The 25,510-nt window shown below is 65.9% G+C and carries 22 protein-coding genes, 1 tRNA gene and 1 pseudogene; 20 read left to right on the top strand and 4 right to left on the bottom strand.

The window, feature by feature from the left end; all coding sequences use genetic code 11:
• The first annotated feature begins 40 nt into the window (after positions 1-40).
• The 4 genes from AB0J29_RS18055 to AB0J29_RS18040 are packed head-to-tail and all read left to right on the top strand — an operon-like array spanning position 41 to position 4,408.
• The gene (locus AB0J29_RS18055; RefSeq protein WP_364786830.1) at positions 41-967 is read left to right on the top strand and encodes an ABC transporter permease; all 927 of its coding nucleotides are present in this window, start codon (positions 41-43) and stop codon (positions 965-967) included.
• Positions 960-1,913, top strand: coding sequence for an ABC transporter permease (locus AB0J29_RS18050; RefSeq protein WP_364786827.1), 954 nt, complete (start codon positions 960-962; stop codon positions 1,911-1,913). The genes AB0J29_RS18055 and AB0J29_RS18050 overlap by 8 nt, the downstream gene beginning before the upstream one ends.
• Positions 1,914-1,921: 8 nt before the next feature.
• The gene (locus tag AB0J29_RS18045) at positions 1,922-3,613 is read left to right on the top strand and encodes an ABC transporter ATP-binding protein (RefSeq protein ID WP_364786824.1); all 1,692 of its coding nucleotides are present in this window, start codon (positions 1,922-1,924) and stop codon (positions 3,611-3,613) included.
• A gap of 48 nt (positions 3,614-3,661) precedes the next feature.
• Positions 3,662-4,408, top strand: coding sequence for an oxidoreductase (locus AB0J29_RS18040; RefSeq protein WP_364786821.1), 747 nt, complete (start codon positions 3,662-3,664; stop codon positions 4,406-4,408).
• 503 nt (positions 4,409-4,911) lie between these two features.
• Here AB0J29_RS18040 and AB0J29_RS18035 read toward each other — a convergent pair.
• Entirely contained in the window at positions 4,912-5,721 is an 810-nt protein-coding gene (locus AB0J29_RS18035) for an HAD-IB family hydrolase (protein ID WP_364786934.1), read from the bottom strand.
• Between the two features lie 417 nt (positions 5,722-6,138).
• Between AB0J29_RS18035 and ssd the strand changes: the two genes are divergently transcribed.
• From ssd to AB0J29_RS17995, 8 genes are all read left to right on the top strand, one after another.
• Entirely contained in the window at positions 6,139-7,242 is a 1,104-nt protein-coding gene (gene ssd, locus AB0J29_RS18030) for a septum site-determining protein Ssd (RefSeq protein ID WP_364786818.1), read from the top strand.
• Positions 7,239-8,426, top strand: a complete 1,188-nt coding sequence (locus tag AB0J29_RS18025) for a TadA family conjugal transfer-associated ATPase (RefSeq protein ID WP_364786815.1) — start codon at positions 7,239-7,241, stop codon at positions 8,424-8,426. The genes ssd and AB0J29_RS18025 overlap by 4 nt, the downstream gene beginning before the upstream one ends.
• Positions 8,427-8,502: 76 nt before the next feature.
• Positions 8,503-9,294 carry a type II secretion system F family protein gene (locus tag AB0J29_RS18020; RefSeq protein ID WP_364786812.1) on the top strand — a complete coding sequence of 264 codons (792 nt, stop codon included), beginning with the start codon at positions 8,503-8,505 and terminating at the stop codon, positions 9,292-9,294.
• A gap of 42 nt (positions 9,295-9,336) precedes the next feature.
• Complete coding sequence (locus tag AB0J29_RS18015; RefSeq protein ID WP_364786809.1) at positions 9,337-9,954, top strand: type II secretion system F family protein; 618 nt, start codon at positions 9,337-9,339, stop codon at positions 9,952-9,954.
• Positions 9,955-10,602: 648 nt separating this feature from the next.
• Complete coding sequence (locus AB0J29_RS18010; protein ID WP_040686072.1) at positions 10,603-10,788, top strand: DUF4244 domain-containing protein; 186 nt, start codon at positions 10,603-10,605, stop codon at positions 10,786-10,788.
• A 62-nt stretch (positions 10,789-10,850) separates the two neighbouring features.
• Complete coding sequence (locus AB0J29_RS18005) at positions 10,851-11,165, top strand: TadE family type IV pilus minor pilin (protein ID WP_364786806.1); 315 nt, start codon at positions 10,851-10,853, stop codon at positions 11,163-11,165.
• Between the two features lie 180 nt (positions 11,166-11,345).
• Positions 11,346-11,540, top strand: a complete 195-nt coding sequence (locus tag AB0J29_RS18000) for a hypothetical protein (RefSeq protein WP_364786803.1) — start codon at positions 11,346-11,348, stop codon at positions 11,538-11,540.
• A gap of 104 nt (positions 11,541-11,644) precedes the next feature.
• Complete coding sequence (locus tag AB0J29_RS17995; protein ID WP_364786800.1) at positions 11,645-12,007, top strand: Rv3654c family TadE-like protein; 363 nt, start codon at positions 11,645-11,647, stop codon at positions 12,005-12,007.
• A gap of 331 nt (positions 12,008-12,338) precedes the next feature.
• Here the strand turns inward: AB0J29_RS17995 and AB0J29_RS17990 are convergent, their stop codons facing one another.
• Positions 12,339-14,657 (bottom strand): DEAD/DEAH box helicase, encoded by a 2,319-nt coding sequence (locus tag AB0J29_RS17990; RefSeq protein WP_364786931.1) that lies wholly within the window; start codon positions 14,655-14,657, stop codon positions 12,339-12,341.
• A 499-nt stretch (positions 14,658-15,156) separates the two neighbouring features.
• On the opposite strand from AB0J29_RS17990, the gene AB0J29_RS17985 reads away from it, so the two are divergent.
• The 8 genes and pseudogenes from AB0J29_RS17985 (at position 15,157) to AB0J29_RS17950 (ending at position 22,673) form a co-directional block, all read left to right on the top strand.
• A complete protein-coding gene (locus AB0J29_RS17985; protein ID WP_011206895.1) occupies positions 15,157-15,363 on the top strand; it encodes a cold-shock protein in 207 nt (68 codons plus the stop codon).
• Positions 15,364-15,715: 352 nt separating this feature from the next.
• A complete protein-coding gene (gene topA / locus AB0J29_RS17980; protein ID WP_364786928.1) occupies positions 15,716-18,523 on the top strand; it encodes a type I DNA topoisomerase in 2,808 nt (935 codons plus the stop codon).
• A 61-nt stretch (positions 18,524-18,584) separates the two neighbouring features.
• A complete protein-coding gene (locus tag AB0J29_RS17975; protein ID WP_364786798.1) occupies positions 18,585-19,088 on the top strand; it encodes a DinB family protein in 504 nt (167 codons plus the stop codon).
• An 80-nt stretch (positions 19,089-19,168) separates the two neighbouring features.
• Positions 19,169-20,374 carry a DNA polymerase III subunit delta' gene (locus tag AB0J29_RS17970; protein ID WP_364786795.1) on the top strand — a complete coding sequence of 402 codons (1,206 nt, stop codon included), beginning with the start codon at positions 19,169-19,171 and terminating at the stop codon, positions 20,372-20,374.
• 197 nt (positions 20,375-20,571) lie between these two features.
• Positions 20,572-20,647 (top strand) — tRNA-Thr (locus tag AB0J29_RS17965).
• Between the two features lie 181 nt (positions 20,648-20,828).
• Positions 20,829-21,265: pseudogene (locus tag AB0J29_RS17960) on the top strand (LLM class flavin-dependent oxidoreductase); the annotation flags it as partial.
• A gap of 356 nt (positions 21,266-21,621) precedes the next feature.
• A complete protein-coding gene (locus AB0J29_RS17955; protein WP_364786792.1) occupies positions 21,622-22,317 on the top strand; it encodes an MspA family porin in 696 nt (231 codons plus the stop codon).
• 5 nt (positions 22,318-22,322) lie between these two features.
• Entirely contained in the window at positions 22,323-22,673 is a 351-nt protein-coding gene (locus AB0J29_RS17950; RefSeq protein ID WP_364786789.1) for a hypothetical protein, read from the top strand.
• 78 nt (positions 22,674-22,751) lie between these two features.
• On the opposite strand, the gene AB0J29_RS17945 is transcribed toward AB0J29_RS17950, so the two are convergent.
• Both AB0J29_RS17945 and AB0J29_RS17940 read right to left on the bottom strand, forming a co-directional pair.
• Positions 22,752-24,293: an AMP-binding protein gene (locus AB0J29_RS17945; RefSeq protein ID WP_364786786.1), complete on the bottom strand. Its 1,542-nt coding sequence runs from the start codon at positions 24,291-24,293 to the stop codon at positions 22,752-22,754.
• Positions 24,294-24,377: 84 nt separating this feature from the next.
• On the bottom strand, positions 24,378-25,505 hold the full coding sequence (locus tag AB0J29_RS17940; protein ID WP_364786783.1) for a DUF5938 domain-containing protein: 1,128 nt from the start codon (positions 25,503-25,505) through the stop codon (positions 24,378-24,380).
• Positions 25,506-25,510: the final 5 nt, after the last annotated feature.

Below are 25,510 nucleotides of genomic sequence, written 5' to 3'. Positions count from 1 at the left end.
CCGGTGACGGCACGGCCGCGCCGCTCACCCAGGAGATGACATGGCCTGGTATGTCGTGCGGCGTCTGCTCCAAATGATCCCTGTCTTCATCGGGGCGACGCTGCTCATCTACGCACTGGTCTTCTTACTTCCGGGCGATCCGATCCACGCACTGGCCGGCGACAAGCCGATGACGCCTGCCGTGGAGGCCCAATTGCGTGCGCGCTATCACCTGGATCGTCCGTTCATCGTGCAGTATCTGCTGTATCTGAAGGGCATTTTCACACTCGACTTCGGGACGGCCTTCTCCGGTCGCCCGGTGCGCGACGAACTCGCCCGCGCCTTCCCGATCACCATCAAATTGGCATTGATGGCGGTGCTCATCGAGGGCGTCTTCGGCGTCGTCTTCGGCCTGATCGCGGGACTGCGCAAAGGCAAACTGTTCGACTCGACGCTGCTGGTGGTCAGCCTGATCATCATCGCGGTGCCGATCTTCGTGATCGGCTTCCTGGCCCAGTTCATACTGGGTGTGAAGTGGGGTATCGCGCCGGTGACCGTCACCGGTAAGGCGAGCGTCGGTGAACTGCTCGTGCCCGCCTTCGTGCTGGGGGCGCTGTCGTTCGCCTATGTGCTGCGGCTGACCCGAAATTCGGTGGCGGAGAACATGTCCGCCGATTATGTGCGCACTGCGACCGCGAAGGGGCTCAGTCGCCCGCGGGTGGTCACCGTGCATATTCTGCGGAATTCGATGATTCCGGTGATCACCTTTCTCGGCACCGATCTCGGTAACCTGATCGCCGGCGCGGTCGTCACCGAGGGCATCTTCAACATTCCAGGCGTGGGTGGGACCCTGTACCAGGCGATTACCCGCGGTGAGCCGCCGACGGTGGTCTCGTTCGTGACGGTGCTCATCGTGATCTTCCTGATCTCGAATCTGATCATCGATCTGCTCTATGCCGCGCTCGACCCGAGGATCCGCTATGCCTGAGCTCGCGAAGAAAACTCTGGACAGGCAGCAGCATTTCGTCGCACCTCCCGATGAAGTCGAGGTGCTCGCCACCGATCAGGTCGTCGATACCGGTTCGCCGACCAGCATCTGGCAGGACGCGTGGCGGCAGTTGCGCCGCAATCCGATCTTCATCGTGGCCGCGGTGCTGATCGTGTTCATGGCCATCGTGGTGTTGTGGCCCGGCCTGTTCTCTGATCAGGATCCTCGGTACTGCAATGGCGATTTCAGCATGGATCCGCGCGGGCCAGGCCACCCCTTCGGTTTCGATAAACAGGGCTGTGATGTCTATACCCGAACCGTTTACGGCGCACGGGCTTCCGTAATGGCCGGATTGGGTGCCACCACGGTATTCCTGCTCGTCGGCGGCACGCTCGGCGCCCTCGCTGGCTTCTACGGCGGGCTGCTCGATTCGGTGGTATCGCGCATCGCGGAGATCTTCTATGCGATTCCGCTGATGCTGGCCGCGATCGTCATCATGCAGCTGCTCGATTCACGCACGATCTGGACCGTCATCCTGATCCTGGCCGGATTCACCTGGCCACAGGCGGCACGTATCGCGCGCAGTGCGGTGATCGAGGCGAAGAACAGCGAATATGTCACGGCAGCAAAGGCATTGGGGGTATCCCGAATGCGCACGCTGCTGCGCCACGTGCTGCCGAATGCGGCCGGACCGCTGATCGTGGTCACCACGATCTGGCTCGGCGGGTTCATCGTCACCGAGGCGACGCTGTCGTACCTCGGCGTCGGCCTGCCCCGCACAATCGTGTCCTGGGGCTCGGATATCAGTACCAACCAGCACGAACTGCGCGGCGGATCGCCGATTTTGTTCTATCCCGCAACCGCTCTGGCACTCACCGTGCTGAGCTTCATCCTGCTCGGGGACGCGCTGCGGGACGCGCTCGATCCAAAGGCGAGGAAGAGGTGACCGCGGCGATGTCCGACAAACCGTTGCTCGAGATCGAGGATCTCAATGTCTGCTTTTCCTCCGAGGGCAAGAAGATTCCGGCGGTACGCGACGTCAGTCTGACGGTCTATCCGGGCCAGACCGTCGCCATCGTCGGCGAATCCGGATCCGGGAAATCCACAACCGCGCACAGCATTATCGATCTGCTCCCCGGCACCGGAAAGGTGACCTCCGGTGCGATCAGATTCGACGGCAAGGATTTGGCGAAGGCGTCGAAGAAGGAGGTCGTCGCGGTCCGCGGCAGCGGTATCGGATTGGTACCGCAGGATCCGATGTCGAATCTGAATCCGGTGTGGAAGATCGGGTTCCAGATCCGAGAGACGCTGGAGGCCAATGGCATTGCCAAGGGCAACGCGGCCAAGCAGCGCGCCATCGAACTGCTCGAGGAAGCCGGGATGTCCGATGCGGCGCGCCGCGTCAACCAGTATCCGCACGAATTCTCCGGCGGCATGCGCCAGCGCGCGCTGATCGCCATCGGATTGGCCTGCCGACCCAAACTGCTGATCGCCGACGAGCCCACCTCGGCTCTCGACGTGACGGTGCAGCGGCAGATCCTCGACCACCTCGACGGACTCACCAGCGAACTCGGCACCGCGGTCCTGCTCATCACCCACGACCTCGGCCTGGCCGCGGAACGCGCCGAACACCTGGTGGTGATGTATCGGGGCAAGGTGGTGGAATCTGGTCCGGCACTGCAGATTCTGCGCGAACCGCAACATCTGTACACCAAGAAGCTGGTGAATTCGGCGCCCTCACTCGCCTCGCAGCGGCTGTCCTCGGTTCGGGAACGTATCGAGGTGCGCAAGCAGGCGGTACAGGTCGCCGGGGAGGTCGCGGCGGCCGATGCCGAAATCGGCGCCGTCTCCGATGACGTGGTGGTCGCGCAGAATCTGACCAAGGCGTTCAAGATTCGGGGCAGTACGCCGTGGCAGTCGACGGATTTCGTCGCGGTTGACAATGTGTCGTTCCGTCTGAAGCGCGGCACGACCACGGCCATTGTCGGCGAGTCCGGTTCGGGCAAATCCACCGTGGCGCAGATGGTTCTGGGACTGCTCGAACCGACATCGGGGTCGGTGACCTTCGACGGACGTGAAGTGGCCAAGCTGGATAGCAAGGGCGCGTTCGCTTTTCGCCGCCGAGTGCAGCCGATCTTCCAGGACCCTTACGGTTCGCTGGATCCGATGTACTCGATCTACCGCACCATCGAGGAGCCGCTGCGCACGCACAAGATCGGCACCGCAAAGGAACGCGAGGCGACGGTGCGCGACCTGCTGGACAAGGTGTCACTGCCGTCCTCGGTAATGCGCCGCTACCCCAATGAACTCTCCGGTGGCCAGCGCCAGCGCGTCGCGGTGGCCCGTGCGCTCGCGCTGTCTCCGGAGGTCGTGGTGTGCGACGAGGCAGTGTCCGCACTCGACGTTCTCGTCCAAGCACAGATCCTCAAGCTGCTCAACGATTTACAAGCCGAGCTGGGGCTGTCCTATCTGTTCATCACCCATGACCTGGCCGTCGTCCGGCAAATCGCCGACGACGTTCTGGTCATGCAGACCGGCAAGATCGTCGAAGCGGCCACCACCGACGAGGTCTTCCAGAATCCCGGGCAGGAGTACACCCGCCGCCTGCTCGACGCCATTCCGGGACGGGACCTGCTGGCGGGCTGACCAGGGGTCGTGGATCGGTCGCGGTGCGGGCGCGGCAAAATCAGTACAGTGACCGATCCGCTACAGCCCCTCGTCGATCTGCCCGGTGTGCGCGAAGCCGCCGATAAGGCGCGTGACGCGCTCGCCGCGGTGCATCGGCACAAGGCGAACCGGCGGGGCTGGCCGACCACGGCCGCCGAGGCGGCGGTGCGTGCCGCGCGCTCATCCGCCGCGATCGAGGGCGGCAGCACCGAACTGCCTGCCGACGGCCGAGTCGCGGATCCGATCCTGGCCGGCTCCCTGCGGGTCGGGCAGGCGCTCGACGGTGACGCGCTGCGGAATCTGGTCGGCACCTGGCAGCGCGCACCGTTGCAGGCACTGGCCCGGCTGCATCTGTTGGCCGCGGCCGATCTGGTGACCGACGAGACGCTGCTCGGGCGGCCGCGCGCTGACGACGGTGTGGCCGAACGGCTCGACCTGTTGGCGCAGACGGTGCTCGGCTCCAAGGCGCCCGCACCGGTCATCGCGGCGGTCGTACACGGTGAGTTGTTGGCATTGCGGCCGTTCGGCACGGCCGACGGCATTGTGGCGCGCGCGGCCTCTCGACTGGTGGCCGCGTCCAGTGGGTTGGACCCGCACAGCCTCGGTGTGCCGGAGGTGTTCTGGTTGCGGCGGCGTCAGCAGTATCTGGATGCGGCGGCCGGATTCGGCTCCGGTGCTCCGGATGCGGTGGGGGGCTGGGTAGTCCTGTGCTGCGGCGCCTTCGAAGACGGTGCGCGAGAGGCGACATCGATCGCCGATGCGGCATCCGGATAGGTGTCGATACACATCAAAGCGGGCGGCGTTGTCGTTGACGACCGCACCGCCCGCTAGCACGGAGACCGGGTTACCAAGCGTGCTGGGTGGGTTGTGTTCTGCGGCCTCGGCGATAATCCGAACTCCGAAGGTTCATCCCCGCAACTTGTGCGAGGCCCTCGCCGACGAAGACCCGGATCTCGCAGGCCCACAACGCTTCTGCCCTTGTCGCGGCGCGCTCCGCGTGGGTACCTGGTGCCCGTGCTGGGAAGGATAGGACGGGGAGCTGAACCTTCTCTTCCGGCTCCGCCCAGGCCTTCCGTCCTTCCGTAATTACCTTTCTACACCTGTGACTGCCCTCGCATCAAGGCTTGGGAAAACATTCAATAATCGGCGTGTCTACCGGCGTTTCGTGGTTAAATGCCTGGTCGCGAAGGCCTCTTAGTTATGTCAGCAAACCCGGTAGGCAAGCCATCCGTCGCCAGTGAACAGCCCACTGCGCGGTCCGAGCCGGGGCGGCTATCTCAGCGTCGACGGCGCAGCAGCCGATAACTGATCGCCCCGGCCACCACGGCGCTCAGCCCGACCGCCGCCGTCGCGGCAAGGGTGGTCGACGACGGACTCTGAAAACGCGCCCACAGCGAGACCGGGTTGGAGAATGTGAGAATCGGCCATCCCTTGGCCACCGCTTCGCGCCGCAGATTGCGATCCGGGTTGACCGCGGTGGGATGCCCCACCGCGCTCAGCATCGGCAGATCGGTCACGGAATCGGAGTAGGCATAACACCGCGAGAGGTCGTAACCCTCTGCGGCGGCGAGCTTTTCGATCGCGGTCACCTTACCCGTTGCGTAGCAATAGAATTCGACCTCGCCGGTGTAGCAGCCGTCCTCGACCACCATCCGGGTCGCTGCGGTATGCGAGGCGCCGAGCACCTCGGCGATCGGGCCGACGATCTCTTCACCCGAGGCCGAGACGATCACTACATCGTGTCCCCGGATCTTATGGTCGGCAATGAGATCCGCTGCCTCGGCGTAGATCAGCGGGTCGACGAGGTCGTGCAGCGTTTCGGCCACAATGGATTTCACCTGCTCGACATCCCAGCCCGCGACCATGTTCGTCAGGTTCGCGCGCATGCGCTCCATCTGATCGTGGTCGGCACCGGAGAGCATGAACAGGAAGTGGGCATAACTGCTCTCCAGCACTGCGCGCCGGTTCAGCAGACCCTGCGCGTAGAAGGGCTTACTGAACACGTGGGTGCTCGATTTCGCGATCACTGTTTTGTCGAGATCGAAGAATGCGGCCACGCCGGCGCTCGGTCGCTTCGTTGCCGTCACGTCCCGTGCCGTCTGGTCCTCGAGCTCTGTCTGGTCGCCATCGGCCGTCACCCGTTCAGAATATGCATGCCGCGGCGACGGCGTCGGACGGGTCGGGCGTCTGGTTCGCTCGGCGGGTTTGCCCGGAGGCGCCGGGCCGGTCATGGCCATAAAGTTCTCCCGCGACAGACTTGCGTTGTGGCCCGGGCTTGGGTGTAGTATTCATGGCACCTGGACATAGTCCAGGCGTGTTCAGCCCGACCCCCCGGGGCTGAACCCCGACGGCCCCAGCCTCCTCCCCCCCCGGCTGGGGCCGTCCTCTATTCCGGGGCAGATTCGCCCGGTTTCGGCTCTCCGATTTATCCACACCCCCCGAGTTATCCACATTCGGCATATTGCATCTTCTGCTCGGTCTCGTCTTCGAGCACGCTGACCTGCATGAACCTCGAAGTCGCCCCGGCGCCGCCGCCCGCCCTCGTACTCATCCACGACACTCGGCTGTGTGATGAGGTGCGCCGCGTCGCGGCGGCCGCGGAGCGCGAACTCGACGAGCGCGAGCTCCCCGTTGGTCGGCACGCCTGGGCGGCGGCGCCGCTGGTGATTCTGGACACTGTGGCGGCCGAGAGCTGTGCGCGAGCCGGCTATCTCCGGCGGATCGGCATCGTGCTGGTGACCGAGGGGGAACCCGGATTGACCGATTGGCAGGCCGCCGCAGTCGTCGGCGCCGAGCGCGTCATCGCGCTGCCCGGTGCCGCGGTCGGGCTTATCGAGAAGTTTGCCGAGCACGGCGAATACCGCATGGGCGACGGTGTTGTCGTCGCGATCGCGGGTGCCAGCGGCGGTGCGGGCGCCTCCACATTGGCTGCGGCGACCGGACTGCGATCCGCCGCCGAGCGGTTCCGGCGTGACACGGTGCTGGTCGACGGCGCACCCCTCGGCGGCGGTCTCGACCTGCTGCTCGGCATCGAAACCGAGGCCGGACTGCGCTGGCCGGATCTGGTCATCGAGGACGGTCGGGTGTCCGCCGCGGCACTGCACAGCGCACTGCCGGCAGCCGCGCCGGGACTGGCGGTACTGTCCAGCGGCCGCGGCGGTGCCGGCCGCTTGCCCGCCGAAATCGGCCCCGCTGCTGTCCGCGCCGTCATCGAAGCCGGCCGTACCGCAGGCGATTTGGTGATCTGCGACATCTCGGGCGAACGCGGACCACACGCCGATCAAATACTCGATGCGGCCGACCTCGTCGTTCTGGTCGTTCCAGCTCGCCTACGCGCGGTAGCCGCCGCCGAATCGGTCGCCGCCCATATCGGCAAGCGAAATCCCAATCAGGGCTTGATAGTCCGCGGCCCGGCCCCCGGCGGACTCCGCAGCCGCGAGGTCGCCGAGGTCCTCGACCTCCCCCTCTTGGCCGCCGTTCGCGCCCAACCCGGCCTCGCCACCCGCCTCGAACGCGGCGGCCTCACCCTCCGTCGCGGCCCGCTCCGCGACGCCGCGGACGCCGTACTCGGCGTACTCAGCGCCCCGACCGGACAGGGGCTGCGATGAGTGCGTTGGTGACGTCGGAGTTGTTGGATCGGGTGCGCGACCGGTTGTCCGGTGCTTCGGGGGATCCGGATCCGGCGCAGGTGGCGGCGGCAATCCGGGCGGAGGCGGGTGGCGTGCTCGGTGATACCGATCTGCTGCGGGCATTGCGACTGTTGCAGACCGAGATGACCGGGGCCGGGCTGTTGGAGCCGCTGTTGCAGGATCCTCGGGTCGCCGACGTGCTGGTGACCGCACCGGATGCGGTGTGGATCGACCGGGGTCGTGGGCTGGAGCGAACCTCGGTCGTCTTCCCTGATGAGGCGGCGGTGCGTCGGCTGGCACAGCGGTTGGCGCTGTCGGCCGGGCGGCGGCTCGACGACGCGCAGCCCTGGGTCGACGGCAGGTTGTCCGGAAGGCAAGCGGCACTGGGGGATTCGTTCGGAGTCCGGCTGCACGCCGTCTTGGCGCCGGTAGCACACGGCGGTACCTGTCTGTCGCTACGCGTGTTACGTCCGGCGACACAGGGACTGGATGCGCTCGCCGCGACGGGCGCGGTACCCGCCGACGCGAAACTCATACTGGAGCAAATCATTAGGGCCCGACTCGCCTTCCTGGTGGTCGGTGGAACCGGCGCGGGCAAGACAACGCTGCTGTCCGGCCTACTAGCCGAGGTCGCCGCCGACGAACGCATCATCTGCGTCGAAGACGCCGCTGAACTGGCACCACCACATCCCCACGTCGTGCGCCTGGTAGCGCGCACCGCGAACGTCGAGGGCGTCGGTGCGGTAACCGTCCGCGACCTCGTTCGGCAGGCCCTGCGGATGCGCCCCGACCGAATCGTCGTCGGCGAAGTCCGCGGCGCCGAGGTAGTCGACCTCCTGACCGCCCTGAACACCGGCCACGACGGCGGCGCGGGCACCGTCCACGCGAACTCCCCGCGCGAGGTCCCCGCCCGCCTGGAAGCCCTTGCCGCACTGGGTGGTATGGACCGAGCTGCTCTGCACAGCCAACTCGCCGCAGCCGTCCAGGTGGTACTGCACGTCCACCGCCGAGCCGACGGCTCCCGCGGCCTCCGCGAAATCGGCATCGTAGACCGCGACCCTCGAGGTCGCGTCACCATAACCGCCGCCTGGCACGCCGACCGAGCCCCCACCCCCGCCGCCCCCACCCTCACCCGCCTCCTCACCGAACGACTCGACCGATGATCGCGGGATCGGTGCCATCAGGAATTGCTGGTCGGATTTCGCTGTCGTGGCGCCTGGTTGGCGGAAGGCGCGACCGATGATCGCGGGATTGGTATGTCTGGCCGTCGGGGTTTTGCTGGCACCCCCGCCGGGTTCACGGCGGCGATTCGTCAGGCTGTTCACCACGTCCGATGATGTTCGAAAGTTCGGGCGGGGCAGTGTGTTTCGCGTTGTGTTCGGTGCCGCCGCCGTTGGGGCATTGGCTGTTGGTGTCGGTCCTTTGGTTGCGGCCCTGTTGGTCGGGGGAACGATCGGTATTCGGGTGCGGCGGGCGGGCCGGGATCGGCGGCGCAGTGTGGAGTGCGCCTACGTGTTGGACGCGCTCGAGGCCGTGATCGGGGAGTTGCGGGTGGGTGCGCACCCGAGTGCGGCGGCGGAGGTTGCCGCGCAGGAGGCCCGAGGGGAGGCCGCACGTGCCTTCGCGGTCAGTGCGGCACGCAGCAGACTCGGCGGCTCCGGTGCGGATGGGTTGCGCGATCCCGATTCCATCGTCGATGCCGAACTCGGAAGGATCGCGGACGCCTGGCAGGTTGCCGAGCATTACGGCCTCGCCCTCGCGGAACTGCTCTCGGCGGCTCGCGCGGACCTATTGGGGCGCATCCGTTTTCGCACACGCACCACTGCGGCGCTGGCCGGCGCTCGCGCCACTGCGGCGGTCCTGGCGGGTCTTCCGCTCTTGGGTATCGGCCTCGGTCAACTGATGGGTGCCGCTCCGCTACACGTACTGCTGAGCCCCGGCCTCGGAACCGTATTGCTGCCACTCGGCGCGGCCTTGGCGTGCATCGGTTTGCTGTGGACCGACGCGATCACGCGAAAGGTCTTCGTATGAAACAAATCTGCCGGTTCGACACCCGAGTGGAGGGGTTTGGGAATGGCTGAAATTTCCAGTTGGCCAGTACTTTTGCTCGCGATGGCATTGGTCGTATTGCCTGGACGAGTTGCGGTGAATCGGCGATTGCGGACGCTACGAGAGGTGGGCCCGCACCCCGTCGACCCGGCGTCGCCGCGCGGCACCAACATCGATCCGCTGACTGTCGCCTCAGTATTCGACCTGCTGGCCGCCTGCCTACGAGCCGGGTTGCCGATGGCATCTGCGGCCCGCGCGGTGGCATCCAGCGCGCCGCCAGCCCTCGGGGCGGCATTGCGTAAGGCAGCCGACCTGCTGGCGCTGGGTGCGGACGCGGCAACTGCCTGGGACCAGGTGGCCCGCGACGGCGCAGGCCAACCGGGCGCCGAGGAGGTCGATTCACTCGCACGCATGGCCAAGCGCTCCGCCCGCTCCGGCGCCTCACTCGCCACCGCCATCGGCGAACTGGCCGACCAGCACCGCAGCGGAGTCGAAGACGCGGCCGCCGCCCGCGCCGAACGCGCCGGAGTCCTGATCGGCGGCCCCCTAGGCCTCTGCTTCCTCCCAGCCTTCGTCTGCCTCGGCATTGTCCCGGTAGTAATCGGCCTCGCCGGCCGCGTCCTCGGAGATGGACTGCTGTGAGAACCGCACGACAGGGAAGTGCCGCATTACGAGCAACAGATTTGCGTACGGCCGAGTCGGGAACGCCCCGGCTGCGTACGGCCGAGCCGCGAACGCCCCAGCCGCGTACGACCGAGCTGCGAACGCCCCTGCTGCGAACGGCCGAGCTGCGTACGACCGAGCCGGGAATGTCCCAGCTGCGAACGGCCGAGCCGGGAACGCCCGAGCCGGGAATGCCCGAGCCGGGAATGCCCGAGCCGGGAATGCCCGGGCCGCGAGCGACCGAGCTGCGAACGCCCCAGCCGCGTACGCCCGAGCCGGGAATGCCCCAGCTGCGAACGCCCGAGCCGGGAATGCCCGAGCCGCGAGCGACCGAGCCGGGAACGCCAGAGCCGGGAATGCCCGAGCCGCGAGCGACCGAGCCGGGCGCTGCCCGCTCGGACAGAGCTGCCGGTGCGGACACTACAGCGCGGTGCGCTATCGACTGCGGCATTGCTGAGCTACCGAATGCTGGGCTCCGTGACGTTGCGCGGTGTAGCGCCGTGCCAGGGCGGTGGTGGCGAAGAGCGAGTCGGCGCGGAGTGGCCGCGCGGGCGAGAATGAGAGGGGAAAACGGTGCGAATGGGGATGTTGCAGGATCGGGTGGTGAGTCGGCTGGGGGCCATTGGCATGGAGGTGCGGGCTCGGGTGCTGCGCGTGCTGGTCGCGGACGACGGGATGAGTACGGCGGAGTATGCGATCGGGACTATCGCGGCTGCGGCGTTCGGGGCCGTGCTTTATGGGGTGGTGACCGGGGACAGCATTGTGAACGCGCTGACGAAGATCATCGACAAGGCATTGAACACCGCGGTGTAGCGGCGGGTGTTTGTCGACTAAACTATTGCGGTACAACGCATCTCGGTGACGATCGGGGTGCGGTGACCGTTGAGGCGGCGATCGCGCTCGCGGCCATCGTGGTTGCGGTGGTGCTGTGCGTCGGTGCCTTGCTCGCGGCGTCGACGCAGGTGCGCTGTGTCGACGCCGCTCGCGAAGCGGCCCGGCTGGCTGCCCGCGATGATCAAGCAAATGCGGTGTCGGCGGCGCGGCGGGTAGCTCCGCCGACCGCCGACATCTCGCTGCGCAGTGAGGGTGACCGAGTAGTCGCGACGGTCTCCGCCCGGTCACCCCTGTTGCCATTACTGGTCCTGCACGCCGAGGCCGTCGCCACCCGCGAGCCAGGAGCCGAGCCGTGACCCACAACGGCCGACCAACGGACCGCGACGTGCTATCGGGCACAGCACAAGTGAAGGACAACGACATGTCGCGCCACCGTCGGTCTGACCGTGTGTGTCGAGCCTTCGGGTCCGGTGGCGGCCGAGTTGGATACGGGTGCAGCGTGTTTCCCTGGCGTGGCGTGTGTGAGCCTGGTCTCGATGCACGGCGTGACCGGGTGGACCGCGAGTGCCGAGCATTTTCATCCGGCGGCGGCCGAGTTGCGGATGGGCGCAGTGCCGTTGCGCTGGGTGGTGGATGTCGGCGCGGTGTCACGATCGGGTGGGTTCCGGACGGTCGAATCGGCCGCGGGCGCGGCGTGTGTATCTCCGGAGGCGGGTGGTGGCGTCGCGTGATGGGGCGAGTCCGGGCGCACAACCGAGTTGGCCAAAGGTGCGGTGCACTTCAGTCCGACGGTGCGCACGGTCCCCATGGAGCGGGGCGGGCCCTCGGAGCGGATGTGGTCGGCGAGAGGCGGGACGAGGGCATCGCGACCGTGTTCGCCTGTCTGGCGCTGGCGACGCTGATCGGCGCGACACTGTTGATCGCTCAGGTGGGCGTCGTCGTTGTGGCGCGACATCGGGCGCAGGCTGCGGCGGATTTGGCGGCATTGGCAGCGGCGGGGGAACTGGCGCGTGGAGCCGATGTCGGATGTGCGGAAGCGCAGGAGATCGCGCGTCGGATGGGAGTGTGGATTCAGCAGTGTGAAGTCGTGCAATGGGATGCGACCGTCACTGTTGAAGGAAATATACCAATGGGTCTGTTAGGAAAGCAGACCGTTCGGGCAGTTGCTCGTGCCGGACCCGTAGAAGTTGGAGTGTGACCGGTGCGTACGTGCACTCACCAGTGGTACTTCACGGCACCGGAATTCGGTAATTGCAATGGTCGAATAAATGCGCTGCTGGCTCTTTTGCTGAGAAACCGCAGAACGCAATCGAATGAATCCGCATGTCGGGTGCCGATGCCCGTGGCAATAGCTCAGTTAACATGAATCTAATCCTTTTTATTCGGTGGTCCGATACAACCGGCGCCGCCGGGTGCGGCACGCCGACTTGCGCCTTCAACCTCTGGTGATCACCTGGCCATGTGCACGAGTGATCACGTCCGGAGGTCGGCGCTGTCACGAAGTGAGCGCGGTGTCTTCACCAGGCCGTTCAGTCGCCCGTACCGGTGGCCAATTCGCCGAGAACCGCAGCGAGCAGGCGGGCCGCACCCGCCTTGTCCAGCGGATGGTTGCCATTGCCGCACTTGGGTGACTGTACGCAGGACGGGCACCCAACCGCGCAGGTGCATGTCTCGATCACCGCGAGCGTCGCCGACAACCAGCGGTGCAGTTGTGCGAACCCACGTTCGGCGAACCCGGCACCACCCGGCTGCCCGTCATAGACAAACACCGTCGGCAGTCCGGTATCGGGATGCTCGGCGGTCGAAACGCCGCCGATATCCCACCGGTCACACGTCGCGATCAGCGGTAATAGGCCGATCGCCGCATGTTCGGCGGCGTGCAGCGCACCCGGTACCCGCGGCGTATCCAGGCCTGCCGCGGCGAGCAGTTCGGGCGTCACCGTGTACAGCACCGCACGGGTCGGCAGCGTCTGCTCCGGCATATCCAGCTCGACCAGGTCCAACACTTCGCCCGTACGCAGCGTCCGCAGATAACCGATCACCTGGCTGGTGACACTGACCTGCGCCAATGCGGTCGTCACCCGGCCGTGGCGACGCTGTTCGGCCACCGCGTCGACGGCGATGGAGGTGATCTGTCTGGCACTAGTGGTCCAGCCAGGATCGGTACCACGCACGAAGGCGACGCCGCCATCGAGATCCAGCTCATCGACCAGGTAGATATCGCCTTGATGCAAGTGAACCGCACCTTCGTGTAGCGTCGCCCTGGCTCGCCCGGCATCGGCGGTGCCGAGCAATCTGCCGGTCTCGCCATCCACGATGGCGATGGGTGTGCCGATGCCACCGCGCACATCGACGGCATCGTGCGGCTGCGCATCAGCCGTGGCGAACCAGCGCGCGCTGCCGTCCCGCACCGCGCGGTTCCGGCGGCGAACCAACCCCTGACCTGCGAGATCGGTCAGCACCTCACGCGCGCCGAGCGCATCGACCTCAGCGTCGGTGAGTGGCAGTTCCAGCGCCGCGCACAACAATTGCGGGCCCAACACATGGGGATTGTGTGGATCGGTGATGGTGGCCTCGATCGGCTTGTCCAGCAGCGCCTCCGGGTGGTGGACCAGGTAGGTGTCCAGCGGATCGTCCCTGGCTACCAGCAGCACCAGCGATCCCTGTGTGCGTCGACCCGCGCGCCCGGCCTGCTGCCAGAACGAGGCGACCGTGCCTGGAAAACCCGAGATCACGACCGCATCCAGCCCTGCGATATCGACCCCGAGCTCCAGCGCATTCGTCGTTGCGGCCCCCAGCAGCGATCCATCCGACAGCGCCGCCTCCAGTTCACGCCGATCCTCGGCGAGATAACCCGCGCGATAGGCGGCGACCCGTTCGCCGAGCGTCGGATCGACATCGGCGAGCAGTCTGCGGGCCTCGATCGCGGTCAGCTCGGCGGCCCGTCGCGACCTGACGAATGCGAGCGTGCGCGCGCCCTCGACCACCAGATCGGCCATGATCCTGGCCGCCTCCGAGGTCGCGGATCGCCGAACCGGGGCACCGTTTTCGCCGGTCAGCGTGGTCAACAATGGCGGCTCCCACAGCGCGATGGTGCGCGAGCCCTGTGGCGATCCATCTTCGGTGACCGCGACGCAGGGCGCGCCGATCAGCCGGGATGCCGCGGCCGCGGGCTCGGCCGTGGTCGCCGAGCACAGTATGAATACGGGGTCCGCGCCGTAATGGGCCGCGATGCGCCGCAACCTGCGCAGCACCAGCGCCACATGCGAGCCGAACACGCCGCGGTAGGCATGGCATTCGTCGACCACCACATACCGCAGTCGGCGCAGCACCCTGGCCCAGCGCTGATGCGAGCGCAGCATGCCAACGTGCAGCATGTCGGGATTGGTGAGGATGAAGCGGGAATTCGCACGCACCCATTGCCGGACCTCGGCCGGTGTGTCGCCGTCGTACGTGGCCGGATGGACATCCCGCAATGGCCCCTCGTGCGTCAATTCCGCCATTGCCCGCAGCTGATCAGCACCCAATGCCTTCGTGGGCGCCAGATAAAGGGCGGTTGCGAGCGGATCTTCGCGCAATGCGGTGAGCACCGGCAGTTGGTAGCCGAGCGACTTCCCGGATGCGGTACCGGTGCTGACGACAACGTTTCGGCCGCTCGCGGCGAGGTCCGCGGTCCTGGTCTGATGTGTCCACGGCGCCTCGACCCCGGCGGCCCGCAGTGTGGCAACGACATCGGGTGCGGCCCAATCGGGCCAGGTAGTCGTGGCCGCGGGCCGCGCGGCGAGCTCGACGACATGCGTAAGGCGGGGGTCGTTGTCTGCGGCCCCATTCAGGACACGATTCAGCAACGATCCCCCGTAGCTTCGGCCGTTGCCGATGCGTGGTCGAGTCACCGGTTCGTTCGGATTCACGGCTTGGGCTCCACGACACGCGCAGAAAGTGTGAAACGTGTGTGCTTGGGAAGCCCTACCTGCCATTTCGATACCAAATAGCGACCTGGGTCACAGCTTGTTTGCCAGATGCTGACTCGGTTATCCGCAAGCAAACGAACCGCAAGTCTGGATTCTGGCATTGTGTCCCTCACCTGCGCATTCGCAAGATCAACTTTTTTGCAAATTGTCGGTAACTCGACTGTTGAATTGCTCGAAGACATGGTTCACTAGTTCCTGGTCGCAAGCTTCTGTGTTCGAGGGACGGATCCAAAGTCCAAACCGTCAGCAGGATCGATGTTGCGGTCGGTGTGCTTGGTGCTTTCCTGCAGGGGGAACCAACAGTACAGCGGTCGGAACGGACCCGGTGGGCGAACCTACTTGTCCGCCGTTCCGGTAAGAAAAGAGAAGGAACAGAATGGCACAGGGAACTGTGAAGTGGTTCAACGCGGAGAAGGGGTTCGGCTTCATCGCGCCCGAGGACGGCTCCGCTGACGTCTTCGTCCACTACTCCGAGATCCAAGGGTCGGGCTTCCGCACCCTCGAGGAGAACCAGAAGGTCGAGTTCGAGGTTGGCCAGGGCACCAAGGGCCCGCAGGCCACCGGAGTTCGCGCGCTCAGCTGAGCGACGCAACAATTCGCTCGTCCCTCACCACCGGTAACGGTGGTGAGGGACGAGCTATATCTGGGGTAAGACAAAAACCGACGGAGCTGCGGTGCGGCTGCGTCGTGACAGGCACTGCATACTGATCACCAGCGACGCAGGTACGCTCTGTGGTTCGAGTCGCAAGCGCTCGGCCACACGTCGCGTCAAGGTATAAACGTGTCTGATGGCAACGTCCTCCCCGTCGCTGCCGCTTGCCCCAGCCGCGCACAGCGCGAAAAAGCGCCGCGCGGGTCGATTAGGAAAGGTGTATTCGCCGGTGGCAACACGAGACCGCGGTGCAGCCGACCAGGGCCGTCCCCTGCGTCGTCTCGTGATCGTCGAGTCCCCGACCAAGGCCCGCAAAATAGCGCCCTATCTGGGCCGCAATTACACGGTCGAGGCGTCGGTCGGTCATATCCGGGACCTGCCGCGCGGTGCGGCGGACGTCCCCGCCAAGTACAAGGGCCAGTCCTGGGCGCGCCTGGGCGTCGATGTCGATAACGATTTCGAGCCCATCTATGTGGTGAGTCCGGATAAGAAGGCCAAGGTCTCCGAACTCAAGACCTTGTTGGCCGACGCCGATGAGCTCTACCTCGCCACCGACCCCGACCGTGAGGGCGAGGCCATCGCCTGGCACCTGTTGGAGACGTTGAAGCCAAAGGTGCCGGTGCGACGCATGGTGTTCCACGAGATCACCGAGCCAGCCATTCTGGCCGCCGCCGCCGATACCCGCGATCTGGATAACGATCTGGTCGACGCGCAGGAAACCCGGCGCATCCTGGACCGGCTGTACGGCTACGAGGTCAGTCCCGTGCTGTGGAAGAAGGTCATGCCGCGATTGTCGGCGGGCCGGGTGCAGTCGGTCGCGACCCGGGTGATCGTGCAGCGCGAGCGCGAGCGGATGGCATTCCGCTCTGCCGAGTACTGGGATATCGCGGCGAAGTTGGATGCCGGCGGGGACAACGGTGACGCCACCAATCCGCGGACCTTCGGGGCGCGATTGGTCACCGTCGACGGGACCAGGGTTGCCACCGGTCGGGACTTCGGACCGGATGGGCAGCTCAAGGGCAATGGCGTGGTGGTCCTCGACGAGCCCTATGCCCGGCGCCTCGCCGAGGCGCTCGCGGGCGCCGATCTGGTCGTTTCCTCCGCGGAGGCCAAGCCGTATACGCGCAAGCCGTACGCGCCGTTCATGACCTCGACGTTGCAGCAGGAGGCGGGCCGCAAACTGCGGTTCAATGCCGAGCGCACCATGCGGGTCGCGCAGCGGCTGTACGAGAACGGCTACATCACCTATATGCGTACCGACTCGACCACGCTGTCGGAGTCGGCGATCGCCGCGGCCAGATCGCAGGCGACCCAGTTGTACGGCACGGAGTATGTGCATCCGACGCCCCGGCAGTACACCCGCAAGGTGAAGAACGCGCAGGAGGCGCATGAGGCGATCCGTCCGGCGGGCGATACCTTCGCGACCCCGGGCCAGTTGCATGCGCGGTTGGATAATGACGAGTTCCGGCTCTACGAGCTGATCTGGCAGCGCACGGTCGCCTCGCAGATGGCCGATGCCAGGGGCACCACGCTGACGCTGCGGATCACCGGTGTCGCGGGTACCGGCGAAGAGTGCGTGTTCTCGGCCTCCGGTCGGACCATCACCTTCCCGGGCTTCCTCAAGGCCTACGTGGAGAGTGTCGACGAGGAGGCGGGCGGTCAGTCCGATGACGCCGAATCCCGGCTGCCCGCACTCGACGAGGGTGAGCGCGTTACCGCGGTGGAGCTGAATCCCGATGGGCACAGCACGAATCCGCCCGCGCGGTATACCGAAGCCTCGTTGATCAAGACGCTCGAGGAGCTCGGCATCGGTCGGCCTTCGACGTATTCGTCGATCATCAAGACGATTCTCGACCGCGGATATGTGTACAAGCGCGGCAGTGCGCTGGTGCCGTCGTGGGTCGCCTTCGCGGTGGTCGGTCTGCTGGAGGCATACTTCGGTCGGCTGGTCGATTTCGACTTCACCGCCGCGATGGAGGACGACCTCGATGCCATCGCGGGCGGGCGTGAGCAGCGCGGAAATTGGTTGTCCAGCTTCTATTTCGGTGGCGATCACGGTGTCGAGGGTTCGGTCGCGCGCTCCGGCGGTCTGAAGCGGATGGTCGGCGACCGGCTCGATGATATCGATGCCCGCGAGGTCAATTCGATCAAGCTGTTCGTCGACGGCGCGGGTCGCGACGTTGTGGTCCGGGTCGGCCGGTTCGGACCGTATCTGGAGCGCATGGTCACCAATCCCGATGACCCGGAAGGGGATTCGATTTCGCAGCGGGCGAACCTGCCCGATGATCTGCCGCCGGATGAGCTGACCCCCGAGGTCGCCGAGAACCTTTTCTCGACACCGCAGGAGGGACGTGCGCTGGGCGTCGATCCGGCGACCGGACACGAAATCGTCGCCAAGGAAGGACGTTTCGGACCGTACGTCACCGAGATCCTGCCGGAGCCCGCGGCCGAGGAAGGGCCGGCGAAGAAGACCGCGAAAAAGGCTGCGGCGCCCAAGCCACGGACCGGATCGCTGTTCAAAGGTATGGATCTGGCCACGATTACGCTCGACGATGCGCTGAAGTTGTTGTCGCTGCCGCGCGTTGTCGGTGCCGATCCGGTCTCCGGTGAGGAGATCACCGCGCAGAACGGGCGCTACGGCCCGTATCTGAAGAAGGGTACCGATTCCCGTTCGCTGCTCAACGAGGATCAGATCTTCACCGTGACGTTGGATGAGGCGCTCAAGATCTACGCCGAGCCCAAGCGACGTGGACGCCAGACCGCCAGTACCGCGGCGCTGCGCGAGCTCGGGAACGATTCGGCCACCGGTAAGCCGATGGTGATCAAGGACGGGCGCTTCGGTCCCTACGTCACCGATGGTGAGACCAATGCCAGCCTGCGCAAGGGCGACGAGGTCGATTCGATCACCGATGAGCGGGCGTCGGAACTGCTCGCCGATCGGCGCGCGCGTGGTCCGGTGAAGAAGACCGCTAAGAAGGCGGCGGCCAAGAAGACGCCGGCCAAGAAGGCGACGGCGGCGAAGAAGACCGCCGCCAAGAAGACCGCCGCAAAGAAAACCACCGCAAAGAAGGCGGCCGCGAAGAAGTCTTGACGGTTTCGTCGATGCCGTGGCCTCGCCCCGGTATCGAAGCTCGACCGGGAAGGGAACGACCATGGCCGTCGATCAGGAACGTGAAGATCTCATCCTCGTACTTGCCAGTCAGCGCGAGCTGTTCCGCATCACGCTGCGGGGTATCGATGAGGAGCAGGCGCGGCAGCGCACCACGGTCAGCGAGTTGACGCTCGGTGGACTGTTGCATCATGTCGTCAACTGTGAGCGGCACTGGACAAAGGTCATCGTCGAGCGTGATGAGACGGCGAAGCAGGAACTGGACGAGTTCGAGGGCGAATATGTGATGGCGCCCGACGATACGGTTGCGGGACTGCTGGCCACCTGGGACGAGGTGGCGGAGGCGACCGCGAAGCTGATTCGCAGCGAGCCGGATCTGAGCACGTCCATCCCGACTCCGACGACACCGTGGACGCCCGACCGCGTTTGGTGGACAGTGCGCTTCACGCTGCTGCACGTGCTGCGCGAGATCGCCCACCATAGTGGGCATGCCGACATCATCCGGGAGGCGCTCGACGGCGCCAACACCACCTACCAGCGAGCCTGACTCGGACCCGCGCAGCCGATGGCCGCGCGGACGCGAAAGCCGGGCCGAGGCTGTCGGTGGAGGCGGCTAGGGTGTACGGCGTGGCGGGTGTCTTCGATCGGCTGGTTGGGCAGGATGCGGTCGAGTCCGAATTGCGGGCGGCCGCGGTCGCCGCGCGCGGGGGGACCGGCAATGGTGCGATGACGCATTCGTGGCTGTTCACCGGGCCGCCCGGATCGGGGAGATCGGTTGCGGCGCTGTGCTTTGCGGCCGCGCTGCAGTGTACGGACGAGGGTCCGCCCGGATGTGGTCGGTGCCACGCGTGCACGACCACGATGGCCGGCACGCATGGCGATGTGCGGCGGGTGATTCCGGAGGGGCTGAGTATCTCTACCAAGGAGATGCGCGAGATCGTGCAGATCGCCGCGCGGCGGCCGAGCACCGGTCGATGGCAGGTGGTGCTGATCGAGGACGCCGATCGGTTGACCGAGGCGGCGGGCAACGTGCTGTTGAAGGTGGTCGAGGAGCCGCCGGATCGGACGGTATTCCTGCTGTGCGCGCCGTCGGTGGATCCGGAGGACATCTCTGTGACGCTGCGTTCGCGCTGTCGGCACGTGCATCTGGTGACGCCCACGGTGCCCGCCATCGCGCATGTGCTGCGGGAGCGTGACAAGCTCGATGAGAAGACCGCAACCTGGGCGGCATCGGTGAGTGGCGGTCATGTCGGCCGGGCTCGACGGCTGGCCACCGATGCGGAGGCGCGTGCTCGTCGGCAGCGGGCGTTGGCGTTGGTTGGCGCGGTTTCGCGGCCCGGTGCCGCCTTTGTGGCCGCGGACGAATTGGTGAAATCCGCCGACGACGAGGCCAAACAGATGAGCGCGGCCCGCGACGAACGTGAACGCGAAGAATTGGCGACCGCACTCGGCGCTGGCGGTACCGGCAAGGGCGCCGCGGGCGCGACCCGAGGTTCCGCCGGTGTGCTCAAGGACTTGGAGCGCAGACAGAAATCCCGCGCTACCCGCACCGGCCGCGATGCCCTCGACCGCGCCCTTATCGACGTCGCTGGCGTCTACCGCGACGCGCTCGCCGTCCGCTTCGGCGCCGCCCGCAACGGTTCCGGTGTCACCCTCACCCACCCCGATATGTCCGACCAGATCCACGACCTCGCCGACCGCGTCCACCCCGAGGGACTGCTCCGCTCCATCGAAGCCGTCCTCGCCTGCCGCGAGGCCCTCGACCTCAACGTCAAACCCCGCTTCGCCCTCGCCGCCATGGTCGCCTCCCTCATCTCCGCCCAATCCGCGTAGCCGATTCCCAACCGTCGACACTTCGCGCGCATCACTCGTAATGAAAAGGTCGGGGGATCCGCCCCAATGCTCAACTGGCGAGTTATGCAGCCGACTCAGACCGGACGCAGCCGTCCAGCCTGCCGATCGCACTGCGATGACCTCCCGTTTTCGCGATCCGACCACCGAGACGATAGACTCGCGACGCCGAAAGGCACGCCGCCTTAGCTCAGTCGGTAGAGCGCTTCACTCGTAATGAAAAGGTCGGGGGTTCGATTCCCCCAGGCGGCTCCATTTCCCAGGTAGAGGCGGGTTTCGACCGCCTTGAACTTCTACCCGTCTGGCTGCAACTCCAACCAAGTCCCGACAAAGTCGCTCGACGTGGCCGTTGATCAGCCAGGATTGCTCACCGCGTGGTTCAACGCGTCCGCCGCCGCATGATGCATGCGACCACTGGCCACGCGGCTGGCGGTCCCTGGTCGCGCGTTACGAGGGCCGCGCGGGCAACGGTTTCATCTGCAACTCCGGCAAGGGCATGGACTCTATATCGAGAAGCTGATGCCCGCGCTCGCCGAGGGCGCCGCGAAGGCGGGACGCGCCGTAGGTGACGTCGATCGGATGATCGAGATCAAGATCTCCTACGACACGATCCCGAACCGGCGCTGGAGAACACCCGCTTCTGGGCCCCACTCTCGCTCACCCGGAGCAGAAGCACAGCATCACCGACCCGATCGAAATGGAAGCCGCCGCCGACGCCCTTCCGATCGACCAGATCGCCAAGCGCTGGATCGTCGCCAGCGACCCCGATCAGGCGGTCGCCAGATCAAGCCCCATATCGACGCGGGCCTCAACTACCTGGTCTTCCACGCCCTGTTCCAGTGCGACCTGGCTCCGCGCCTGCGCGCGCTGTGAGCCCTGCCTCGAATCCCGGTACCGATAATCGTCTTCGCGGTCCGCCCGGTCGCTGCGGTCCGGGCTTCCCGTTCGCTTGCTCTTATGCCATCACCGATATATCGTTCTATACATAAATAGTTCACTGCGGTGAATGATTCACTTGATTGGATGGAATGTTCGTTGGCAACGCAAGCCCTCGCCTTCGCATCTCCGCCCATTGGCCGCACCCTCGGCCCGCCCCCGCGTCATCGCGGCGGTGGGGCATGCGGGAGTCGACGTTATGCTCACCGTGCGGTAGACGAATCCCAGTCCGGTCCAGGATCATTCGGGCCGAGCCGGGGATCGCGGCCGCTATTCCTTGCGCAGCGTCAGGTGTGGTTCCAGACCGGGAACTGCTCAATGATCAACCTCGTGACATCTTTAGGAACTCGATGAACTACAACAGGGCCGCTCTGCTGTGCACGCTGACGGCAGCGGCATTTCTCGTCTCGACCGCTGGGCCAGCCGCAGCGGACACGTTGTCGGACAAGTCTCGAGACACGACCACCGACGACGGCTGGGTGCTGCGGGTCACCAAGACGGCGGAAAACTTCGACCCGGTTCCGAACCTGGCGGCGACCCCGTTCACGCGCGAGGGGTTCGTCAGTCTGAAAGCGGTGGCCGATATCTCAGGGGACGGGCAGGCTCCCGTCAATGCGGGCAGCGTGACCTTCGGCTACCAAATCGGTTGCCAGGTGGATGTTTCCAACGGCATCACGATAGGTATGTCGGCAGCGATCGGGCCGAATGTCGGAATAATGGTGACGCCGGTGCCGGGGCTGAACGTCGGTGGAAGCGCCGTTGCAATTCCGAATGTGTCATTCACGCCGAAACCGGGAAGCATCACGACAGTTCCCTTCGGTACGAAAGAGCTTTCGGGACAGCATGGTTCGGTGACCGCCGAACAGGTGCAGATCAAAATTGATTCCTGTGGAGGCCCGGTAAGTCTGCGTTCGTACGCGATCGCGACGATGTCGACGCCCACTGCGGACAATTCCGTTGCTGTGTACGGCGATCCGATCTGGTGGTGACAACGATGCGACGGATACTGACCACAGCTGCCGCCGGGCTCGGCCTGCTGTTGTTTGCCGCGGGAATCGAATGCGCGACCGCCGGTGCGGAGGGAATCGCACCTTCTTCGTGCGGCAGCGCCACGCAGAACAACTACGAGAAGTCGTGCGACGGTTCGACATCGACCAACCCGCCCGACCGGCAGCCGTCGGCGGGTGCGCAACAGTTGACGCCGCTACCCCTGCAAATGATGGTGAGCCCGCCCCAACGGGCGGGCGGTGCACGTCCCTCCGGTCCGCCGGCGGCAGCGTTGACTCCGCCGGCGCCACGACAAGCCAACCCCGCGAAACCCATAGTCCCGGCGCCGGGCGATTGATCCGCATTCACCCGTCAGCTAGACAACGGAGGAGACGGCGGGAACACGACCGGCAGTGATAGGACGGAGCCGTTGTTCCTACCGTCCTTCCTGCACGCGCAATTGTGCTCGTATTTCGGGTTTGAGCACCTTGCCGATCTTCGAGCGGGGGAGGTCGGGCCAGATCTCGACTTGCTTCGGGCTTTTGACGGCGCCGAGTCGTGCCTTGGTGAATTCGCGGAGTTCTTCGGGTGTGGCGGTGCGGCCGGTGTGCATTTGGACGACGGCGGTCACGCGTTCGCCCCATTTGTCGTCGGGAAGGCCGATCACGGCGCAGTCCTGGACCGCGGGGTGGGTGAGCAGGGCTTGTTCGACTTCGGCGGAGTAGACGTTGAAACCGCCGGTGATGATCATGTCTTTGGCGCGGTCGACGATGTAGAGGTAGTTGTCGGCGTCGAGGTAGCCGATATCGCCCGTGTGGTGCCAGCCGTAACGTGACGCTTCGGCGGTCGCCGCGGGGTCCTTATGGTAGCCGGCCATCACCAGGGGGCCGCGGACGACGATCTCGCCGCGTTCGCCAGTGGGCACGAGTTGGCCGTCGCGGTCCATGATCGCCACCTGTGTGAGGGGCGTGGGACGACCCGCGGATGCGAGTCGTTCGGCTGCGATGGAGCCGTCGGCCCGGAAGTGGTCCTTCGGGGCGAGGGTGGCGACCATCATGGGTGCTTCGGATTGGCCGAACAGTTGGCCCATGACCGGTCCGATTCGCTGGAGGGCTTGCTCTAGGCGTGCGGTCGACATGGGTGCGGCACCGTACCAAAGGCATTGCAGCGCATCGAGATCGGCGTCGGCCAGTGCGGGATGGTCCAGCAGCATGTAGATCAAGGTCGGCGGTAGGAAGGTGTGCGTGATCCGGTGTCGTTCCAGCAGGATGAGGAACTCGGCGAGGTCGGGCGCGGGCATCACCACGATTTCGCCGCCGAGGCTCATGATCGGGAAGCACAGCACACCGGCGGCGTGGGTGAGTGGCGCGAGCGCCAGGTAGCGCGGGCGGCCTTCGAAGGGGTAGCTCATCAATGTGAGCGCCGTCATCGCTTCGACGTTGTGGCCGGTGAGCTGTACGCCTTTGGGTCGCCCAGTGGTTCCGCCGGTGCCGACGAGCATGATGATGTCGTCGACGGGATCGGCCTGCCACTCGGTCGCCGGGCAATCGCGAATCCAGTCCGCGAAACGGGTCGCCCCTGGGATGTCTTCGTTCAGGCAGATCATGGTGGTCAGTGCGGGCAGTTGCGGTGCGATGGCTTCCACCAGCGGTGCGAAGGCGGAATGGAAGATCAAGCACGTGCAGTCGAAAAGATCCAGCAGTTCGCGGTTCTCGGCGGCTTCGTTGCGCGGGTTCATCGGGCACCAGACCCCGCCGGCGCGGGCAATGCCGAACACGCAGGCGAAGGCCAGGGTATCGTTCGCCGACAGGATCGCGACCTTGTCGCCGGGTCGCACACCCGAGGTGTGCAGTGCGCGGGCAATCTGCCAGGACAGGCGCTGTACCTGCTGATAGGTCAGTGTGTTCCCGCTCATGGTCAGGCAAGGCATGGTCGCGCCGAGCGAGGCGCCCTTGTCGAGATATTCGGTCAGACGCACAATCGTTCTTTCGGAGCGCAGCGGATGGGACTATGCGGCTCGGTCCGTCCGGCGCGCCGTTGCGCCGGACGGACCGATGCGTGATCAGCGCTGCACGGTGAGAACGGGCTCGGAGACGAGTCCGAATCCGCGCAGCACTCCGAGCAGTTCCCGGTGACCGAACGCTTGGCAGGCCGAGGCGAACCCGTTCCGCTTCGGCGGCGTTTGCAGGAGCGAGTTCACGGCGTAGGCCTGTAGGAGCCCGGTCTGCTTGTAGTTGCAGTTGCCGTAGATGACGCAGTGGGCGCGTGCCAGCGGACCCGAGGCGTGCACCGAGTCCACCGAGGTGTTGATACGCGGATTCTCCCGAGGCGGCATTTCGCTGCGCACCGCCGCCGCCTGCTCCGACAAGACGCGGTACTGCTCTGCCACCGGCAGGTCTTTCACCTGTTCGACCACGGCCTGCACGATTTGCGGGACGCCGAGCATCAGCGGCCGGTTGAAGACGCCGCCGAGGACCTTGACGTTCGCGACGCGCGGGTCGCGCTTGAACCAGACCGGATGCGAGGTGCCGCCCCAGGGCAGGGCGAGCCCGATCTCGTGCTGGCCGGGGACCACGACGTCGTAGAGTCCGCCGTCGGCGGGCCACTCGACGTACTGGTTCTGTTCCAGGTAGTAAGCCTTGGACAGCGCGGCGTTGACCAGGATCGTCTTCGTCGACGCGACCGTCGGGAAACCCTTCCAGAAGACCTGGATATCCAGGGTGTCCATGCCCGGCGTCTCGAGGCAGAGGTTGGCGGCGATCTCGCCGGTGGTGTACATCTGCGCGATGCCCGGCGAGAGCAGCAGTCCACGCTCGGCCATATCGCTGCCGTATTCCTCGTCACACGCGATGAGCCAGTCCTGTTCGCCGGTGGTGTCGAGGTAGTGCGTTCCCGCGGCGATGCATGCTTGCACCACTTCGTGGCCGTACTGCGAGAACGGGCCGACGGTATTGCAGACCACCGAGGCGCCGCGGAACAGCTCGGTCAACGATGCCACCTCGTGGGCGACCTCGACGATCTCGTGATCGATGGTCTCGATGCCGGGGATCTTGTCCATCGCCTCCTGGAGGCGGGACTTGTCCCGTCCCGCGGCGACGAACGGAATGTTGAACTCGCGCAGGTACTCACAGACCAGTCGGCCGGTGTAGCCCGAGGCGCCGTAGACGACGACGGGTTTGTCGGTGCTCATCGGAT

Source organism: Nocardia sp. NPDC049707 (genome assembly GCF_040674855.1).
GTDB lineage: Bacteria > Actinomycetota > Actinomycetes > Mycobacteriales > Mycobacteriaceae > Nocardia.
The sequence above is the reverse complement of the archived record's forward strand: the minus strand, read 5'-3'. Positions and strand labels throughout refer to the sequence as shown.

Excerpts from the sequence above, each read along its gene's own strand:
- AB0J29_RS18045 (WP_364786824.1), top strand. The coding sequence starts at position 1,922 with ATGTCCGACAAACCGTTGCTCGAGATCGAGGATCTCAATGTCTGCTTT.
- AB0J29_RS17950 (WP_364786789.1), top strand. The coding sequence starts at position 22,323 with ATGCGACGGATACTGACCACAGCTGCCGCCGGGCTCGGCCTGCTGTTG.
- AB0J29_RS18015 (WP_364786809.1), top strand. The coding sequence starts at position 9,337 with ATGGCTGAAATTTCCAGTTGGCCAGTACTTTTGCTCGCGATGGCATTG.
- AB0J29_RS18055 (WP_364786830.1), top strand. The coding sequence starts at position 41 with ATGGCCTGGTATGTCGTGCGGCGTCTGCTCCAAATGATCCCTGTCTTC.
- AB0J29_RS18050 (WP_364786827.1), top strand. The coding sequence starts at position 960 with ATGCCTGAGCTCGCGAAGAAAACTCTGGACAGGCAGCAGCATTTCGTC.
- AB0J29_RS18020 (WP_364786812.1), top strand. The coding sequence starts at position 8,503 with ATGATCGCGGGATTGGTATGTCTGGCCGTCGGGGTTTTGCTGGCACCC.
- ssd (WP_364786818.1), top strand. The coding sequence starts at position 6,139 with ATGAACCTCGAAGTCGCCCCGGCGCCGCCGCCCGCCCTCGTACTCATC.
- AB0J29_RS18000 (WP_364786803.1), top strand. The coding sequence starts at position 11,346 with ATGCACGGCGTGACCGGGTGGACCGCGAGTGCCGAGCATTTTCATCCG.
- AB0J29_RS18025 (WP_364786815.1), top strand. The coding sequence starts at position 7,239 with ATGAGTGCGTTGGTGACGTCGGAGTTGTTGGATCGGGTGCGCGACCGG.
- AB0J29_RS17975 (WP_364786798.1), top strand. The coding sequence starts at position 18,585 with ATGGCCGTCGATCAGGAACGTGAAGATCTCATCCTCGTACTTGCCAGT.
- AB0J29_RS17940 (WP_364786783.1), bottom strand. The coding sequence starts at position 25,505 with ATGAGCACCGACAAACCCGTCGTCGTCTACGGCGCCTCGGGCTACACC.
- AB0J29_RS18010 (WP_040686072.1), top strand. The coding sequence starts at position 10,603 with ATGGAGGTGCGGGCTCGGGTGCTGCGCGTGCTGGTCGCGGACGACGGG.
- AB0J29_RS17985 (WP_011206895.1), top strand. The coding sequence starts at position 15,157 with ATGGCACAGGGAACTGTGAAGTGGTTCAACGCGGAGAAGGGGTTCGGC.